The sequence below is a fragment of the Streptomyces sp. NPDC005496 genome, from assembly GCF_042872045.1.
In the GTDB taxonomy this organism is placed as follows: domain Bacteria; phylum Actinomycetota; class Actinomycetes; order Streptomycetales; family Streptomycetaceae; genus Streptomyces.
Window position 1 is genome coordinate 132,565 of sequence record NZ_JBIAJQ010000010.1, and the last position, 18,299, is coordinate 150,863.

The following is an 18,299-nucleotide window of genomic DNA, read 5'->3' on the forward strand; positions in this document are numbered from 1 at the left end:
CCAGCACCTGAGATCCGGTCCACAGGGGGGTCACCGGATTACCGGTTCAGCGGTGACGACCAGGTTGTTCCGGTAGCCGCCCTTGTCCGCGTCATACGGGCCGGTGCATGTGATGAGCGTCAGCGTAGCGGGGCCTTCCATGCGGAATGCACCCACGGCATTCAGTCCGTCCTTGGCGACTGTTCGGCGTGACACCACCCGGTAGGTGACGGCGCGGCCCTCAGACCGCGTCACCTGCACGATTTCATTGCGGCGGACTTCGTTGAGCGCAGCGAGGACACCGAGTCCTCGCTCGCGGGAATCGAGATGTCCGACGATCACAGACGACCCGGCCGGCTCTCCCGGCGCTGGTGAGAAGCGATACCAGCCCACTCTCTTCGGGTTGGCCGGCACCTCAACCTGGCCTTCCGCTGTCACTCCCACGGCATCGACAGCAGCCTCAACTCTCAGTCGCGGGATGGATAGTTTTCGCGGAACGGCCAGCGTCAGGGCAGGCGTTGCGGAGTTTCCTCCGCTGCGACCTGCGGACGCCGCAGCCGACCACAGCCTGGCGGAGGACCCCGGCGATACCGACTCCGAGGAGGCGCTGGTCTGCGGAACTGCACCGAAGTCGGAGACGCTGCCGGCTCTTGCTATCCGTGTCTCAGCCGCCCACACACCAGCTGCCAGCAGACCTGCGAGCGCCAGGGAAAGCGCCGCCCACAGAGAGCGCCTCGACCACGGTCGGCCCATAGAACATCGCTACTTTCATCATCACGTGTTGGGATCAACGCTGCGGGCAGCACGACTGTCTGCCGGTACGTGCGGCGGTGGTGCCATCAGGAGGAGACGGCAGCACCGCCGTGTGGGGCCGTCTCAGTGGCTGCTGCGCAGCCTGCGCACCAGCAGGACGGCCGCCGTCAGGGAAACCCCTGCCAGAGCGAGGGAACCTGTCGGCACGCTTTCGTTGTGCGCCACTGCCTGTCCGCTCTCTCCTGCCGGCACACCGCCGGGAGCCGAGTGCATTCCGCGCAGCGTCTGCGTCTTCAGCGCAAGGCTTTTGTCCTTGGCGCTCCCCCACGCATAGACCACCGTGTTGGAGCCCTCTGCGAGGTTGAGGTTCGCCGGACCGACGGCCACCGTGTCGGTGCCCGCCAGGACGACATCGGCGGTGACGGCTCCTGCCGCGACCTCGCCCTTGGCCTCCTTTGGGTTGACCAGGTCCTTGAATACCGGCTTCTTGCCCGCCCGTACATCGACCGCCGGTGCGGCAGCGACGTGCCGCACCGTCAGGCGAGCCTTGCCGGCGGGGACCTTGGAGACGTCGTTGACGAAAGCGTCGAGGACCGGCTTGCCGTCCTCGGACAGGTGCGCGACCAGCGTGGCATTGGCGCCGGCTGGGACATCGACCGTCTTTTGGATGGCTGGCGTCCCCTTCGGACCGTCACCATCCTTGAAGATCTTGATGTCGTAGGAGCCGGCATCCAACTTCATCGGATCGGTCAGCTTGCCCGGCTTGAAGTTCGGGATCAACTCCTTGCCGCCCGCATACACATCCACCGTCAGACCGGGCACAGCGTGCAGGACGGACACCGTCGCCTGACCACCGGCCTGCGGCGCGGCCACAGCGGCCCCACATCCGATCACGGACAGAGCAACCGCGATCCCGGCCGTAACGGCGGCACGCGTGAGACGAACGCTCATGACGATTTCCTTCCGACGAGCAGCACAGTGGATGAGTCAGGGACGCATTCCGCCGGCCGCCTCATATCGGTTGCACCACCGACCACATTCTCCGGAGAAGAGGAGGAGACGACTGGCGGCAGGCTCTGCTGGTGGTCCCACGCCGCTCACCCCGAGCGCCTGGCCCCAGTCCGCCCGTGGCGCGATGCCGCTGCATGGAGCCGCTCGCCTCCGCCAGCAGCTGGACCCGCCCAAAGTCCCGCGCATGCCTGTCACAGGTTGCCGAATAGTGGGGCGGTGACCCGCATTGCAACCCGGCCGTTCACAGCATGAAGGACACAAAACAGAAAAAACGGTCGGCGCTGAAATGCTTCGCCCGGAGCCGCATCCAGTCGCGCAGGAGTGGCGGAACACGTCGCCGTCATCAGATGCACCACGTTCGGCGACGTCTTCCTACAGGAGTGAACTGCCATGTCTCGCACCGTCCTTGCCACCGCCGCTACGTCTGCTGTCGCGGCGCTGGTGATCGCAGCTCCCACCGCATCCGCAGCCCCGCATGCCGTGCACGTCAAGAGCGGCCACACCTCGGTGACCGTGGCCCCGGCGATCGCCAAGGCCCTGCTCTCCAACGGAATCGCCCCCATCGTCACGCGCCCCGGCAAGCCCTCCCTGACGACGGTCGGCCACCAGCCCACCCTCAAGGCCACCTACCCGATCACCGGCGGCTCCCTGACCGCCAGCCCGCTCGGCGGGACCATCAAGCACACGGGTGGCCTGAAGTTCACCAACGTGTTCAACGGCCGCTCACTCGAGGTCAAGAACTTCACCATCAACCTCACCAAGGGCCAGCTCACCGGCCGCGTCGCCGGCACCAAGACCCGCGTCCCGGTCTTCAAGCTCGACCTCTCCACCGCCCACGTCAAGCTCTCCAAGCACGGCGCCGACGCCACCAACGTCACCCTCAAGCTCACCAAGGAAGCAGCCGGCGCCCTCAACACCACGCTCAAGACGAAGGTCTTCTCCACCGGCCTGACCGTCGGAACGGCCGACACCCGCCCCCGCTTCTGATCCCTGCAACCTCCATCACGCTTCAGCAGGCAGTGCTCCCCTACAGGGGCACTGCCTGCTACGTCGTTGATACAACAGTCTCCTACTCGCTCGCGCCGAACTCAGGCCGCCCGAATTCAGCATCAGGCATCTTGGTCTGCCATCAGCCCAACGACTCAACCCGGACTCGAAGACCAGCACGCAGCAGTGGACGCCTTGAGCGACGCCGAGTCGGCCCTCCTGCGCGAAGGCACCAAGCCGTCCCCAGCGGCTGGCTACGGACGCCGCTGAGAGCAACCACCCTGCCCGCGACGGAGGCGCACCGATACCGGCAGGGCGGTCAGCTCACGGCCGGGAGACACCGGAGCGGGCAGCCGTAGCACCGTCACCCCGTAGAGCAGCAGGAAGGCCGCACCAGGCCGGTGCCGAGCGCGTCCACGGCCAGGGCGAAGGCGTAGCGAGGTCCCCCGCAGGCGCGGACGAGGGCGCGCTGTCGAATCGTGGTGATGGATTGCATGGCGTCACGGTGCGTCCGACCCCGCGGGCCGGGCACGCAGGTTGACGGACATCGTCAGCGGAATCCGGGTCAGCGCCCGGGAGCCCGGCTCCCGCGGCTATTCCGGCGTCAGCGGCACCCTGAGATGGGTGGCGCGCGGCCATCCCGGTCGGGTACTCGCTAATCGGTGCCCTGCTCACCGACCTGATCTGCGGCCGGGGCATCGGAGCCTACTTTCGGGCCTCGGCGTGCCCGGCGGCAGCACCGGCGCAGGGCCTCGGCCATCGCTCGTGAACCGTGGCACCGCTCACGGTCCCTGCCCAGCCGAAGGGCGTCATCAGAGGAAGCCGCCGAACGAGTTCAGGCGCCTGCGCAAGGGCGTCACCCCCGGGCAGCGGTGGCGAAGCCGGCCTCGGGGCCAGCAGGAAGACTTTTGGCGGGTGGTCCCCGGCCGCACTCCCCGGTTTCCAGCCCTTGGCCACACCTCGGTTCTACCTGCCGAGCCAGGAGATGATGACGGTGGCGAGTACGGCCCCCGTCGTCCCGGTGACGACATCGGTGGCTGCGTCGAGAACGCGGGACCACCAGGGGTTCTTGTTGTCGTGCATTGCGCTTTCCCCTCACGCGGTCCAGCCCTCGTGGTTCGAGGGCCGGGTAGCTTGAGGCGGGCCTGGGAAAACTGTAACGGCCGGCGCCTGCACTGGGCGGGGAAACCAGCGATGAACCCGCTCACCAGGTACCGAGGACGCCTCACTGACAAGAGCGCCGCCGGGATCACGGCCCCGCGCTGCCGACAGCCGATGCCCGTGGCGCTCGCGCCTCCCCGGCGGGCGCTGCTCAGGACGTGCCGCGGCTGTGGTGCAGGGCCGTAGGTGCACCGGCGGACTGGCTGCCCTCATCACCGAGGCTGATGGTGTCGGCATCGGTCAGCTGGACCACGTACAGGTGGCCGCTCTCGCATTGCAGCGAGGTGTCCGAGCGGTTGGTCGGATGGCTGGTGGCCGCGACGAACGTGGCTGTCGTGCCGTGCACCGAGCGTAGTTCCAGGGCTTCGGTGCAGCCGACCTCGCGGTCGGTGCCGGCCTCCTTGATGTTGCTGATCTGTTTGCCGGCCAGTTCGCCCGCTTCGGCGGTGTGCAGGGTGAGGGTCACCGTGAACGACTTGGTGCGCGGGTGCTGTTGGCCGTCCGCGTCGGGGTTGCCCGGCCCCCTGCCGGTCCAGACGCCCGCCCATGCGGCGGAGAGGGCGCGCGCGGAGGACGACGAGGTCGGGGAGGCCGTGGAGCTTTCACGGGCTGTCTTCTTCCCGAACGGATTCCACAGCAGGACGCCGGTCACCAGGGCGGCTACCGCGAGGACGGAACCGGCGAGGGTCCAGCGGACGCGGCGGTCTGTGCTCCCATCCCCGCGGGCGCCGGGCGGCCCGAACCCGGCCGGCCCGGGGGTGCCGCCGTCGAACGGGCTGTACGGCGGGGGGAGGTCTGGGGCCGGCCGGCCGTACGGGGTGGCGGCGTCGGGGGCCGACCGGCCGTACGCGGCCCAGGTGTTGAGGGGCGGCGCGTCCGGCGTGGCGGGGGCCGCGTGGCAGAGGAACGGGGGCAGGCTCACCGCCCCGGTGGTCGCCGGAGCGAGCGGTCTCGCGGACGTCGAAGCATTCGTCGGCGTCTGTCTCTGGTCGTGCTGCGGTACCGCGCACCGGTGTGCGACTTCCTCCTCGCGGGCCGCGAGCTCGGCGCCGAGTGTGGGCGGGAGCGCGCCTTTCCACGCGTTGGCCACCGGGGCGGACCCGCCCTTGTGAGCGGCCGTCCGCGGGTCGTCGGCGGCCTGTCCCTGGCGCAGCCGGGCGGCCAACTCGGCGCTGTCTGGCCTGTCCTCGGGCCGCTTCGCCAGGCAGTGGCGAATCAGCGGGGCCAGTTCGGCCGGCACACCCTCCAGGCGCGGCGGCTCATGGACGATGCGGTAGAGCAAGGAGGCCGCCGAGGGCTGCTCATCGGGATACTCGAAGGGACCGGTCCCGGTCGCGGCGAACACCAGGACCGCGCCCAGGGAGAAGATGTCCCCCGCCTCGGTGACGGCTCCCGTGGAGGCCTGTTCGGGAGCGAGGTAGCCGGGCGAGCCGATGACGCCGCCGGTGATGGTGTGACGGGAGTCGTCGGCGGCCCGGGTGATGCCGAAGTCGATGAGCATGGGCCGGTCGCGGCCGAGCAGGACGTTGGACGGTTTGACGTCACGGTGGGTCAGCCGGCAGGCGTGCACGGCAGCCAGCGCCGCGGCGAGTTCGGCGGCCAGGGCGCGCAGAGCGGGGGGTGGCAGCGGCCCGTGCCCGGTGACCCAGTCGGACAGGGCAGGCGCGGCGACGTACTCGGTGGCCAGCCACAGCGGGCGGTGGCCGGGCGGGCTGAAGTCCACTACCGAAACGGTCCACGGGGAGCGGACGCGGTCGCTGGTTCGAATCTCCCGGGCAAAGCGTTGCTCGAAGTCCGGGGCGGCTGTGAGGTCGGGCCGGACCGTCTTGATCGCCAGGGGGCGGCCGGTCGGCGTGCGCGACAGGTAGACCTGCCCCATGCCGCCCGCACCGAGCCGCGCCAGCAGCGGATAGCCGCCGATCGTGGCCGGATCCGTGCTCTCCAACGACTGCACGTACGCCTCCCCCTGGTCACCTCACCCCGCGACGGAAGCAGGATAGAGGGCGGCCCCGACCAGGGTATGGACGCGGACTACGCCGTCATCAACGGCACCTGGGCGGACCCGGGCGTGGACAAGCGCGACCAGCGCGTCCAGGAACGAGCCCCCGGCCGACTGACGCTGCGAACTCCTTCGTTCCGGCGTGCACGTGAGGCTTGGTCCAGGCCGTCTCGCATGGCCACCCTGGGCCATCCGTCCTGCATCTGCGATGTGGCCGGTATGTCGTTCACCATCGATGGGCGGAGCCAGCCGGTAGTAGCACAGACGTGAAGACCGATCTCGATTTTGCGGCCGAGCCGGATCACCGCGCCCTGGTGCTGCCACCACCAGGAGTCGGTGCGGTAATGCCAGACGGAGAAGTCCTCACACCGCGGGTCGGCGTCCGCGGCCTCGTTGAGCAGAGTGATCATCGGCTGCCGGACCAGGCGTTCGCGGTCCGCGCGACAGCGCTCGCGCATCGCGTGGGCCGGTTCGCCCTGGAACTGCCACAACACGTCCATGGCCGCTCCGGCCGGCCGGTGAACTATCCGCGCATGCTGGCCTCGGCGTCGGCCGGACCGAAACTATGCGGTCGGGTCCGGTGCCGGTGCCACGTCCCGGGCGCGTCCGGGGGTGTAGCCGAAGGCGCGGCGGAAGACGTCGATGAACGCGCTTGCCGAGGACCAGCCGCACCGGTGGGCGACCATGGTCACTGGGACGCCGTCGGCGAGGAGTATCAGGGCGTGCGACAGGCGGAGTTGGGTGCGCCATTGGGGGAACGTCATGCCGAGGTCGCTCTGGAACTGCCGGGACAACGTGCGAGAGCCGGCGCCGACCTCTTTGCCCAGGGCCACAAGAGTGCGGTTGTCCGCCGGGTCCGCGTGCAGGATCGCGCACAGCGCCTTCAACTGCGGTGCACTCGGTGTCGGTACGTGCAGGGGCCGTTGGGGGGCGATCCGCAACTGGTCGTAGAGGACGGCGCGCAGGCGTCGGTGCTCGGGGGTGCCGTCCGCCGGGTCGCGGGTGCAGGCGAGGATCAGTTCCCTCAGCAGTGGACCGACGCTGAGCACGGTAGGCCTGTCGGTGCCCAGGGGGCGGGTCTTGGCCGGGATGCCGATCAGGTGCAGTTCCAGTTCGCCGTGCGCCTGATGGGAGTGCACGGTGCCGGCCGGTACCCAGATCGCCCGGGTGCCGGGGGCGATCCACGCACCGGCGCTCGTGGTGACGGTCAGGACACCTCGGCCCGCGTAGACGAGTTGGTGGTCGTCGTGGCGGTGGGCGTCGATGCCCGTCCCCGGAGCCAGTCGGCGGGTGCTGGTCGATGCCACCGGCAGATGGCGGATCTGCGTCATTGTATGGCAGTTTATCGGAAGCACGACAGGCGGGCCACGGGTGACGATGGCGCCATGCCAAAGAACAAATCGATCGTTCTGCTGTCGGTCGGACACGCCTGCGTAGACGTCTACCAGGGCGCGGTGGCGGCGCTGGTCCCCTTCTTCGTGGCCGAGCGCGACTACACCTACGCGGCGGCCTCGGGCATCGTCCTGGCGGCCAGCCTGCTGTCCTCCGTCGTGCAGCCCTTCTTCGGCGCGCTCACCGACCGGCACGCTCTGCCCTGGCTGCTGCCGGTCAGCACCGTCGTGGGCGGATTAGGAGTGGCCCTGTCCGGGATCGGGGGTTCGTACCCGCTCACGCTCGTCTTCGTGGCCTTGTCCGGCATCGGCATCGCCGCCTACCACCCGGAGTCCGCGCGGGCGGCACGGGTGGCCAGCCAGGGCAGCCACAGCTCCATGGGATGGTTCTCCCTGGGCGGCAATGTCGGCTTCGCCGCTGCTCCCGTCCTGGTGAGCGCCGTCATCGCCACCGGCGGGCTGCGCTTTTCTCCTCTGCTGATCCTGCCTGCGCTGGTCGGCAGCACGCTGACCCTGCCGGTGCTGCGGGCGCTGGAGGGAACGCCGTCCGCCGTCGGCGGCAAGAGCACTGCGGAGGGGACGAACGACTGGCCCTCGTTCCTGCGGCTGTCTCTGGCGGTGGTGTGCCGGTCGGTCGTGTTCGTCGGCATGAGCACCTTCGTCGCCTTCCACGTCCGCGAGCAGACGGGCGGCGGCACCGCGGCCGGCACGGCCGCGCTGTTCGTGCTCTACCTCGGCGGCGCCGTCGGCACGTTCGCAGGCAGCAGACTCGCCCACCGCTGGGACCGGGTCACCGTGGTGAGCACGTCCTACCTCATCACCGTCGCAGCCGTCACCGGTGTCGTCTTCATACCCGGCCCCGTGGTCTACCTGTTCGTCGCACTCACCTCGATCGGCCTCTACGTTCCCTTCTCCCTGCAGGTCACCCTTGCCCAGGACTACCTGCCCACCCGCGTCGGAACCGCCAGCGGCATCACGCTCGGCCTCATGGTCAGTGTCGGCGGCCTAACCAGCCCTGTCATCGGCAGCTTCGCCGATGCCACAACGCTGCGCACGGCCCTGACGCCCCTGATCGCGCTGCCCGCCCTGAGCTGGCTGCTGTTCCGGACCCTGCCTGAACCGGCCGTACCCAAGCTGCTGTCGCGACACGGTGATGCCGCCGCCCCGGAAACCGAGAGCTCCACCCCCGAGCACAGCAGCAGCTGAGCATGAGCGGGATCATCTCGGACTCGGCCTTCAGCAGATCGCCCGCTCGCTCACCACCTTGAGACGCAGCGTCATCACCTCCGCCCGGGCCGCGGCGACATCGTGTTCACGGCGGCTGGGACAACTGGGAGCTCAGCTTCCCCCCGGCCCCGCCGACGACGTGTTCCAGGACCAGGACCCGTCCGCCCCCGGTCGACGCCCCCCCCCGACGTGCTGCGCGACCTTGTCGCGTCCCCGCGCTCCTGGCCCACCCGCCTACCGCGCCGCCACCGCGGATGCTGCTCCGGCGCGTCCGGGCGGGCGCGAACTGCGCGGCTATCACAATGGCGTGGAGGCTCCTTCACAAGGAAGCGCTGCCTGTCGCCTGCGGCGCTGGTGATCATTCCACTGTCAGCAGGAAGACCACGGTGGCCAGGCCGAGGAAGAGGCCGCACAGGACGACCGCGATGAAGAGCGTGCCGGCGACACGAGCACTCAACGTGCCCCAGAACTCTGTCCGCCGCCCATCGGGAGTGTCGGTGCGCCAATCTGACGGGATGTCGACGTGCCCGTCGGCGATACCCGGCACGGCCCTGCGTACGTCCCCTGGGTGGAAGTAATAGAAGGTCGGCTCCGCCCCCCACGTACCCCGGCTTGCCCCGCCGATGCTGCGGACACGGACACCCGCGCGACGTGCGGCACCCGGCAGCCAGTCTTTACGCACCGGCCACAGCTTCGCGACCTCGTCACCGCTGAGCCAGGGCTCCTCCTCGTGTGCTGATTCCGGGTGTTCCCGGTTCCGACGTGTCCGGCATGCCTCCCCTCGATGCAGCAGACCTCCAGTACACATCCGCTGCCCTGCAGGCCGATAGAGCGCCTGGCACGGCGCGATACGGGATGGGGCCTGCACCCCGGGATCGGTTCCCCAACTGGTAGCCGCCGGTTCTGACCGCCCGGCCGTCTCGTTCAGAGTGCGACATCGAAATGGCCTGTTCATCCTGCCCGCTTGGATACGCGGCGTCATAGGCACGGCGGTAGAATGGGGATGCCAACCTGCTCTCCGATCGCTGCGGGTGGGCCACGCCTCGGGGTGTTCCAGCGCCGCCGGGGCTTGATCATTCTCAGTGAAATGCCGAGCATCTGGGCATCGTCATGCTGATGACCCACCGCCTCACCGGCAGCCCGCGACCGGTGAGGAGGTCCGCCATACTTTGGGCGCGTCCGGTCCTGCTCCACCGCTTCACCGCCACGCATCGTTGTCGATGTGCCGGCCAGCGCACGGAACGCATGTAGGGACCAACGGCGCCATGCGGTATTCGCGGGGACGCACCCGACGGCGTGCGGGGGCGGCAGAGCGGCGATCACGACAGGCACCAGCCAGAGGTCCCTCAGCGGGCCGCGAGATGCGGCAGGCAGGCAGGCAGCTATCGCATTTTCAGCCCTTTTACGCGTCACTCACCCGCAGCTGCCGCGCTGCCCTGCTTGCGCGCTTTGCTTTTCCCACTGTTTTCCTTGGGAGTCTTTCGTTCCTGGCCGGGCGCTTCCTTGGGTGACTTCGCCTTGCCCCGCCCGGATGCAGCAGGTGTGGATTGTCCGGACACGTCGGCCGTTGCGGCACGGGAGGTCTTCGCAAGGTCAGTGTCACGGATTTGGGAGGGCAGGCTCGGTTCCGGAGTGGATTCGCGGTGCTGGCCGGCGGAGGCGGGCTGGAGCGAAGCCGTCGTTGCGGGCGCGACGGGACCGCCGTCGTCGGTAGGTGCAGTATGCGAGCGCTCAGACGGAGCGGCCGGGCTGCTGGCCGAGTGTGTCGGCTTGCCGGTGGTGGAGTCGTGAGAGGGACGGCCGTCGGAAGCGGCGAGGGTAGCTGCAGCGGCAGCAGCCAGCGCCACTGCTGCCCCGGACGTCCACAGACGGCTGCGTGCAGGCGTCGCGCGGGCGTGTTGCCGGGTGTGCACGGCCGGAGCGGCTGCAGCGGCGGACAGCTCCGTCCCGGGCATCAGGTTCTGGTGGGTGACCGTCGGGTCACTGGCAACGGCAGCAAGGGGAGCGGCGGTGGCGTGGGCTGCGGGAGGGGCCGGCTCCGCGGGTATCGCGTGTGTTGCCAGGAGGGTCAGAGCCTGGGCGCATTCGTGCGCCGTGGGGCGTACCTGTTCTTCCAGGTCGGTCATCTGCCGCAGCAGGGTGGCGAGGGGGGCGGGCAGTGTGTCGGGGAGTGCTGGGGGGCGGTGCAGTCGCGCTATGGCGGCTTCCAAGGGGCCGCCGTCGTACTCGAGGCGGCCGGTTAGGCATTCCAGGAGGACGAGGCCGAGGGCGTAGATGTCGGCGGGCTGGCCGACGGGCCGGCCCAGGACTTGCTCGGGCGACAGGTAGGCAGCGGTGCCGGTGAGGGTTCCGGTGGCGGTGCGGGTGGTGGAATCCAGCAGCCGGGAGATACCGAAGTCGGTCAGGTGAGGACGGCCGGAGCCGTCGAGGATGATGTTGGACGGTTTGACGTCCCGGTGAACGACTCCTGCCTCATGCGCGTGGGCCAGGCCCTCGGCGAGTCCGGCACCGAGGGCCATCGTGGTTGCGCACGGCAGCCGGCCCTGAGCGATGCGGGTCTTCAGGGTGGGGCCTTCGATGAGCTGCATGACGAGGTAGGCGTTGCCGTCGTGCCGACCAGCGTCGAAGGCGGTCACCAGCCCTGGATGCTGCAGCCGGGCCAGGATCACCGCCTCGCCGCTCAGGCTTTCCTCCGTGTCGAAGCCGGTGCCCGCCCGGAAGATCTTCACGGCCACCGGCCGCTGCAGGCGCAGGTCGAACGCCCGGTGAACGTCGGCGGCTCCACCCGACCCGATCCGCTCGTCCAGGCGGTATCTACCCGCCAGGATCCGGGCAAAGCTCCGAGAGGTCATAGCCAGACCCGACCCACGCAACCCCACACCGATTCCTCCCGCGTTATCGTCGCCAGCTAGTACCAGCACACCCGCCGTCGGCGAGCCGCCGCTCGCAAGTACCCACGCAGCACGCCCCTATCCCTCAGGGCAGGGGACGGCCTTCGCGTCGGGCTTCCGGTCGTACGGCTCGTGTCTCGGCTCGCATCCGCTGCTCACCCCTGCCTGCGAGTGGGACGCTGTCCGGTGGCCTGTGCGCAGCAGGAGCAACAAGTCGCTGGAGACAGTCCGGGCACACGTGACGTCGAGCAGCGGCTTATGTACCAAATACGCGTCGATTGTGCCTATGTCTTCGGGGTATCAGAGGGTGGCGAGAGCGCTTCGACAGTGAGGCGGAACGGTATGGATCTGGCTGGCCATGACCAAGGCCGACAGCCGGTGGGGGAACGCGGCTTGACCGTGTCCGCTGCCTTCGAGGACGCGGAAGGTATCGCGGCTGCCCGGGGCGTGGCCCGTGACTTTCTGACACAGCTGCAGGCGGTTCACGGATTCCCGGTGTCGCAGCGGGCGATGGGCATGGTCCAGCTGGTGGTGAGCGAGCTGGTGACCAACGCTTTCAAGCACGCCCCGGGACGGTGCGTGCTGGCGCTAGAAGCTCGTGAGGGTGCCGTCGAGGTGACGGTGTGGGATAACAGCACTACCCTCCCGACGAGTCTGGCGGCGGATCCGACCCGGGTCGGCCAGCACGGCCTGGAGATCGTGATGGCGGTCTCCCGCAGCTTCGAGATGCACCGGGAATCGGCAGGCAAGCGCGTCATGGCGGCCGTCACCCTGGCTGACGATCCGGATGGAGACATGGCCGGCCATCGGATGATTTGAGCTGGTGAGAGCATCTTCGAAGCACGTGCTGAAGGAACAGCAGGTGCAGCTGCCTGCATGACAGGCCCTGTTCCGAGCAGGACAGGAGTGTGTTCAGGCTGGGAATGAGTGCTTAGGCCACAGGCGCACTGCGGACGCTTTGAGTGGAGCGTGCATTCCTGCGGTCCCTCGTGTCCTTGAGCCCTCAGGAAGTGCCGTTGTAATCGACGAAAGCCCAGGGCCCTCCGGTTCCCTGTCCCCCGCCAGCCGGGCGCAAAAGCCTCTCCTGGGCGCTCAGGCCGGCCGGCGAGAGCCCCGCGCATGAGACGTGTACTGAGTGTGCTGGCCATGAAGCCGGTTGTGATGACATTGTGTGCAAGCGGGTGCAGGCTCTGAGCGAAACAGAGACGGTCCCTCGCAAACGGGGCTCGCTTAGGAAAGCAGGCGAGAGCCGCCAACTCCTCTGGGTGGGCGGCTGTGTGTCCGCTCGACCGTGCCCAGTGCCTGGCCCCGCAGATGCATCCCCACCCCCACAAACCTCCCTCGCACGCCGGCAATCACGTCCCCGCAGGACTCAAATTCGGCAGGGGCCCATCGCGACCTTCACCGCGCCGAGCGGGCAGACCCCTGGCCGCGGAGTCTCGGCTGATCTCGCCCCGCTTCTTCATCTGCCGCTCGTGCCCCACCTGGCGGTGGTCCCCGAGGCATCCCCGGGCTGCGCAGCGGGAGCGTTGGGCTGAGGACGAGGTTGGTCGTGGTGCTTCCGAACTCGGCCAGCTCGTCGATGATCTCCTCCGGGCGGGCCGTCGAGGTGGCCGCCACTTTCATGACGTAGCAGTCGTCTCCGGGGGTGCGCAGGCACTCCAAGAACGCTCAGATACACCAACTTGCACCTCACACAGGAGCGCTGCATGAAGCGATCCATTCCCAAGTAAAGCCGTGCCGCCATCGGCCGCCGCGAATCGATGGCAAGCCCGCATCACCGACTGCCGCAACGACAGCCACATCGACAGCTGCCGCGTGTAGTTCTCTGCGGCTGCCGGCAGGGCTGTCCCTCGTGTCCTCGGGCAGGGCAGGACATGCGGGGGTTGGTCACTTCACGAGCGTCTACGCTTCATCGCCTGTGCTCCCGGCGGCGGGGGACGTCAGCCGTCCTTACTCCTGCGCCCGCGCAGTGCAGCGGAGTGGGATGGACAATCGCGCCCCACTGGTGACGCTCAACGCTTGGCGAGCAGACTCACGCCATGGACGCAGGACTTGCAGGACTCCTCGGTGGTGTCATCGGCGCCGCCGTCGGCGCAATCGGCGCTACGACATCCGCATGGATCACCGGAAGGAAGGCGGAGCAACAGGCCAAGATCCAGTCTGAGACGCAACTGGGGCACACCCGCCTTCAGATAAATGCTGAACGGACTCGTGCTCTTGGCGAATCACGCAAGAACGCCTACCTGGCCTTCGCTGAAGGATGGAGTCAAGTGCACGGGACCTTGGGCGAAGCAGCCATCAAACTTGGCGGCATTGCAGCAACCGACCCTCCTGAAGAACGCGAAGAGCGCCGCCAAACCGCCCGCCACCTCTGGAATGAAGCACGTGCTCTGCACCGCCACCTCAACCGCCTTCTCCACGTCGTCTACGTGGAGGGTCCCAGCCAGATGGCCGACGCAGCGCAGGCGGCAAGTGGCGCCATGGTGCCAGTTTTCGGGACAGTCATGGACTGGCTGCATGCGGTCGACAACGAGACAGAGACGCCGCAACACAGAGCAGAACAGGAAGCATCGCACAGCGAGGCATACGTCAGGATCTTGCAGTTCCTCTACTCCGCTTCGGATGCCACTGCGCCGACCGGAACAGATATCCAGGACTCATGATCCGGGGGTATTCGGACACTCGCACCCGACTTCGCCATCAGGCCGCGGGCACCGTGTCGGGATGGCTGATCTGCTGTGGAATGCCGTGAGTTCCTTCGTAGGCCCGGCCTGGAGGAGTCGTAGTCACTGTCCACGTACCCAGGCGGGTTGCCGCTCGCAAGTACCACCAAGGCGCGCCCCTGTCCCCCAAGCGCAGGGACGGAGCCGAACAAGCCCTATTGCAGGCCGGGGCGCGCGGAATATCGGAGTGGGAACGTGAATGGCGGCGAAGATGGGGTGTCTGTCGTCAGAACTGGCCCCACTGGTCCAACCCGCACCATCGTGCAGGGCCTGCATCGAGCGGTGCAGCCATCCCTCGACCCCGCTCACCGCAGGGCCGGTGACCGGACGGAGCATCTGACGCTGCGGACGGGCCACGATCGGCTGCATCGTGCGTATATGACCACAGCCGAAGAGCCGATCGGCCAAATTCGCGTAGCGCGCGGTGTCCCGGATGCCGAAGAACTTGCGGCACTACTTACCGTGCTCACCTCGCTGTCCCTCTGTTCCAAGGACGCCGCCCGCTGCCGCACGCGTCGTCGTGCCCACTGGGACCATGGCATACGGCCACACCTACCGCCCAACTCCTGGCGCCACAGTGCCCACCCGCTGCCAGCACATCGACCGAACTGATCGCTGCCTGGTGCTATCGCAGGCCACAGGCAGGGGCGAAGTCCAGGCCAACGGGCACACCTGCGGCCGTTCGCCTGCGGTCTTGGCGCGGCGCCCGCCGGACGTGGGGCGGGGCACAACATCATCGATGAGCGCTATTTGCCGCGCACGGCGGTCACAGTGCTGGCAACGTCGCCTGTTGGAGTTTGCGGCGCACCGGCTCATCGCTGCCGCGGGCGTTGTGCTCGTCGGCCACCAAAGGCGGGCACCGTGCATGAGTGGCTGCCCTGGACGGCGCAGCGAGTGCGGTGCACCGACCCACACCACGCCCCCGCAGCACGCAGCAGGCGGGTGAAGCCTGAGCCGCTGTCATCGTGCCGGGGCATGCATGAGGAATCTGCGCCGTATCCGGCTGGGTCGGCGGCATCGACGCGCTGGAGGCGAGAGTGATGAACGAACGAGGCGAAGGGACGGGCTCCCACACCATCAGGGTCCCGGTCTTGATCGTGGGCGGCTCCCTGGTCGGTCTGGCAGCCTCGTTGTTCCTGGGACGACTGGGAGTGCCGCACCTGCTGGTGGAGCGCCACGCAGGCACCTCCATCCACCCCCGAGGCCGGGGCAACAACGTCCGCACCATGGAACTGTTCCGGGTGGCGGGTGTGGAGAAGGCCATTCATGAGGCGGCCGCCACGCTGTCGGTCAACCATGGCATCCTCCAGGCGCCCACCCTGGTCGGTGACGCGGGCGAGTGGTTGTTCCGCGACATCGATCCGGGCGGTGGACTGGCCCGTTTCAGTCCCAGCGCCTGGTGCCTGTGCAGCCAAAACGACCTTGAACCGGTACTGCTCGACCACGCCCGCACCTATGGGGGTGACCTGCGTTTCTCCACCGAGCTGATGTCGTTCGACGACGACTCGACCGGTGTGACCGCAGTGGTCAAGAGTCGCGAGACGGGTGAGCACACCACCGTCCGCGCGGACTATCTCATCGCCGCGGACGGTCCGCGCAGTCCCGTGCGTGAGCAACTGGGCATCGCTCAGACCGGCCCTGGCGACCTGTTCCACAACGTCAGTGTCACCTTCCGCTCCCGGCACCTGGCCGACGTCGTGGGGGATCGTCACTTCATCGTCTGCTACTTGACGAATCCGGAGGCTGACGGCGCCCTACTGCCCGTGGACAACCGTGAGAACTGGGTCTTCCACGCCCCCTGGCACCCCGACCGCGGGCAGACCTTGGAGGAGTTCACCGACGAGCGGTGTGCTGAGCACATCCGCCGGGCGGTGGGCGTCGCCGATCTCGATGTGGAGATCACCGGCAAGGCGCCCTGGCACGCCGCTCAGCGGGTCGCCCGCAGTTTCCGCTCGGGACGCGTCTTTTTGGCCGGTGATTCGGCTCATGAGATGTCCCCCACCGGTGCTTTCGGTTCCAACACCGGTATTCAGGACGCGCACAACCTCGCCTGGAAGCTGGCTGCGGTGCTCAACGGCTGGGCGGGCGAGCAGTTGCTGGACACCTACGACGCGGAGCGCCGTCCCGTGGCGGAGGCCACCAGCGCTCGGGCCGCGGCCCGGTCGGCCGAGCACAGCCATCCTGGATTCGCCGCACCGCCGGCAGCCGGCGGCAAAGGTCCCCGGCAGGGCATCTTGAACGTGGCCCTGGGCTATCGCTACCCGCAGGGTGCGGTGGTCGGCGCCGACTCTTCCGTGCCGGCGGTGCCGGAGGGCCTCGACCTGACCGGCGGACCCGGCAGCAGAGCGCCTCACCTGTGGGTACGCCGCGGGGACGAACGCATCTCGACGCTTGATCTCTATGAGCGGTCCCTCGTGCTGCTCAGTGACGCCGCTGAGCCGAACGCGTGGCACGAGGCGGCCATGCGCCTCGCCAGCGACCTGTCCCTTCCGCTCAAGTCCTACCGGTTGGGTACCGCAGACGGAGCAGACCTGGTGTTGGAGGACGACACCGACTGGGCGGAGCGTCACGGCATCGCGCCTGGGGGCGCCGTACTCGTCCGGCCTGACGGATTCGTCGCATGGCGGGCACCCCGTGCGGAGGCAGATGCCGAGGCCGTGCTGCGCCACGTCTTGAGGACTGTGCTGGCGGTCGCTTGAACCCTGTCCCGTATGGCCCCCTGAGCCGAAACATCCCCGATGGCGAGATGGCGCTCCTGCTGGCAACAATGCGTTCTTGCGGCCGGTGCCGCTCATCACCTGCATGGGGGACGGCCCAGGGCCGCGCTGACGGCCCTACCTGCCCATCTCGCGCGGTCCGCTACCCGCCGTACTCATCCAAGTCGCGCGATGCGCGGAGTCAGGCACACGATCGAGGAGCGCTGACGCATCACTGCGGCCAACGTTCCCTTGCCCCTTACTGAAGGAGATGCGCGCAGGATGACCACCACGTCCGACCGTGTTGCAGGTTCGCGGGCGCGACAGACGTCGCACCACGTCTCCCAGTCCGTCTTCGACGGCTCTCGGCTGCGCGTCGTCCTTCTGGTCGACGTCCATGACGGAGCACAGCAGGAATTCCTCGAAGCGTACGAGCAGCTGTGCAACCAGGTCGCGTCCGTCCCCGGGCACGTCAGCGACCAGCTGTGCCAGTCGATCGAGAACCCCTCCCAGTGGCTCATCACCAGCGAGTGGGAGAGCGCGCCGCCATTCCTCGCCTGGGTCAACAGCGAGGACCACGTGCGGATGGTGGAGCCGCTGCACAGCTGCGTACGCGACACCCGGTCCCTGCGCTTCCACGTGGTCCGCGAAACCGGCGGCCCGGCGACCGGCGCCGACGCGGCCGAGCGCCGGCTCCAGACGGCCCCCCGGATCGGTGACGGCGTGATCCGTCATGCGCTCACCTTCACCGTCAAGCCGGGCAGCGAGGAGATCGTTGCCAAGATCCTCGCCGACTACGAGTCGCCCGAACCGCAGGTCGACGACACCACCCGGCTGTGCCGCACCTCGCTGTTCATGCACGGCAACCGGGTGGTGCGTGCCGTCGAGGTGCGGGGCGACCTGCTGGCCGCGCTGCGCCACGTTGCCCGGCAGCCCGAAGTGCGGGCGGTGGAGGAAGCGATCAATCCCCACCTGGAGCAGGACCGGGACCTCAACGATCCCGAATCCGCCCGGATGTTCTTCACCCGGGCCGCGCTGCCGGCCGTCCACCACGTGATGGCGGAGCGGCAGGACGCGCAGACCGAGCGGTACGCCCTGTACTACCCCGCCCGGCCCGAGCACGGCATGAAGCTGGCCGAACTCCTCGCCCGCCAGGACGAGGCAGCGGCGGACGATTCCCAGAACCCGGTCCTGCGCAGCACGATCTTCCAGCGCGACGACGTCGTCGTACGGCTGATCGACGTACGGGGCGGGCTCGAGGCCGCCGGCCCCGCCCAGGTTCTGGGTCTGTCCCGCCCGGAACAGGTGAGCGAGCTGACGACCCTCCTGGACACCACGGATGCCGCCGCACCCTCCTCGGCGGACGACCTGCTGAGGGGCGCTGTCGAACTGGCGCGCATGGACCTTGTCACCGACCGCCGGTCGCCCGACGCCTGATTCGTCACCGGGGCGGAGCAGGCCGTGCCGCCTTTCCCGCC

Annotated in this window: 13 protein-coding genes and 2 pseudogenes; 7 read left to right on the forward strand and 8 right to left on the reverse strand. The window is 68.6% G+C overall.

Annotated elements, in window-relative coordinates:
- Positions 1 to 30: 30 nt before the first annotated feature.
- Together ACFYQQ_RS28750 and ACFYQQ_RS28755 are read right to left on the reverse strand one after the other, a co-directional pair.
- Positions 31 to 732: a class F sortase gene (locus ACFYQQ_RS28750; protein ID WP_388905563.1), complete on the reverse strand. Its 702-nt coding sequence runs from the start codon at positions 730 to 732 to the stop codon at positions 31 to 33.
- A 123-nt stretch (positions 733 to 855) separates the two neighbouring features.
- A complete protein-coding gene (locus ACFYQQ_RS28755; protein ID WP_355781678.1) occupies positions 856 to 1,683 on the reverse strand; it encodes a DUF4397 domain-containing protein in 828 nt (275 codons plus the stop codon).
- Positions 1,684 to 2,133: 450 nt separating this feature from the next.
- Between ACFYQQ_RS28755 and ACFYQQ_RS28760 the strand changes: the two genes are divergently transcribed.
- Positions 2,134 to 2,730 (forward strand): hypothetical protein, encoded by a 597-nt coding sequence (locus ACFYQQ_RS28760; protein WP_355781675.1) that lies wholly within the window; start codon positions 2,134 to 2,136, stop codon positions 2,728 to 2,730.
- 335 nt (positions 2,731 to 3,065) lie between these two features.
- On the opposite strand, the pseudogene ACFYQQ_RS28765 reads toward ACFYQQ_RS28760, so the two are convergent.
- The 4 genes and pseudogenes from ACFYQQ_RS28765 to ACFYQQ_RS28780 all read right to left on the reverse strand — a co-directional run.
- Positions 3,066 to 3,226, reverse strand: a pseudogene (locus ACFYQQ_RS28765) (MFS transporter); the annotation flags it as partial.
- A gap of 816 nt (positions 3,227 to 4,042) precedes the next feature.
- Complete coding sequence (locus ACFYQQ_RS28770; protein WP_356240166.1) at positions 4,043 to 5,845, reverse strand: serine/threonine-protein kinase; 1,803 nt, start codon at positions 5,843 to 5,845, stop codon at positions 4,043 to 4,045.
- 77 nt (positions 5,846 to 5,922) lie between these two features.
- The gene (locus tag ACFYQQ_RS28775; protein WP_355789589.1) at positions 5,923 to 6,390 is read right to left on the reverse strand and encodes a hypothetical protein; all 468 of its coding nucleotides are present in this window, start codon (positions 6,388 to 6,390) and stop codon (positions 5,923 to 5,925) included.
- Positions 6,391 to 6,453: 63 nt separating this feature from the next.
- Positions 6,454 to 7,221: a helix-turn-helix transcriptional regulator gene (locus ACFYQQ_RS28780; RefSeq protein WP_356240169.1), complete on the reverse strand. Its 768-nt coding sequence runs from the start codon at positions 7,219 to 7,221 to the stop codon at positions 6,454 to 6,456.
- A gap of 54 nt (positions 7,222 to 7,275) precedes the next feature.
- On the opposite strand from ACFYQQ_RS28780, the gene ACFYQQ_RS28785 reads away from it, so the two are divergent.
- Positions 7,276 to 8,487, forward strand: a complete 1,212-nt coding sequence (locus ACFYQQ_RS28785; protein WP_356240172.1) for an MFS transporter — start codon at positions 7,276 to 7,278, stop codon at positions 8,485 to 8,487.
- Positions 8,488 to 9,917: 1,430 nt separating this feature from the next.
- On the opposite strand, the gene ACFYQQ_RS28790 is transcribed toward ACFYQQ_RS28785, so the two are convergent.
- On the reverse strand, positions 9,918 to 11,360 hold the full coding sequence (locus ACFYQQ_RS28790) for a serine/threonine-protein kinase (RefSeq protein ID WP_355793831.1): 1,443 nt from the start codon (positions 11,358 to 11,360) through the stop codon (positions 9,918 to 9,920).
- Between the two features lie 381 nt (positions 11,361 to 11,741).
- On the opposite strand from ACFYQQ_RS28790, the gene ACFYQQ_RS28795 reads away from it, so the two are divergent.
- Positions 11,742 to 12,218 (forward strand): ATP-binding protein, encoded by a 477-nt coding sequence (locus tag ACFYQQ_RS28795; RefSeq protein ID WP_355793833.1) that lies wholly within the window; start codon positions 11,742 to 11,744, stop codon positions 12,216 to 12,218.
- A 582-nt stretch (positions 12,219 to 12,800) separates the two neighbouring features.
- Here ACFYQQ_RS28795 and ACFYQQ_RS28800 read toward each other — a convergent pair.
- Positions 12,801 to 13,064, reverse strand: a pseudogene (locus ACFYQQ_RS28800) (Lrp/AsnC ligand binding domain-containing protein); the annotation flags it as partial.
- A 377-nt stretch (positions 13,065 to 13,441) separates the two neighbouring features.
- Between ACFYQQ_RS28800 and ACFYQQ_RS28805 the strand changes: the two are divergent.
- From ACFYQQ_RS28805 to ACFYQQ_RS28820, 4 genes are all read left to right on the forward strand, one after another.
- Entirely contained in the window at positions 13,442 to 14,065 is a 624-nt protein-coding gene (locus ACFYQQ_RS28805; protein WP_355783875.1) for a hypothetical protein, read from the forward strand.
- Positions 14,066 to 14,503: 438 nt separating this feature from the next.
- Positions 14,504 to 14,737 (forward strand): acyl-CoA carboxylase epsilon subunit, encoded by a 234-nt coding sequence (locus tag ACFYQQ_RS28810; protein WP_355783878.1) that lies wholly within the window; start codon positions 14,504 to 14,506, stop codon positions 14,735 to 14,737.
- A gap of 428 nt (positions 14,738 to 15,165) precedes the next feature.
- Positions 15,166 to 16,824 carry an FAD-dependent monooxygenase gene (locus ACFYQQ_RS28815; RefSeq protein WP_355783881.1) on the forward strand — a complete coding sequence of 553 codons (1,659 nt, stop codon included), beginning with the start codon at positions 15,166 to 15,168 and terminating at the stop codon, positions 16,822 to 16,824.
- Positions 16,825 to 17,103: 279 nt separating this feature from the next.
- Positions 17,104 to 18,258, forward strand: a complete 1,155-nt coding sequence (locus ACFYQQ_RS28820) for a SchA/CurD-like domain-containing protein (protein ID WP_355783884.1) — start codon at positions 17,104 to 17,106, stop codon at positions 18,256 to 18,258.
- The last annotated feature ends 41 nt before the right edge of the window (positions 18,259 to 18,299 follow it).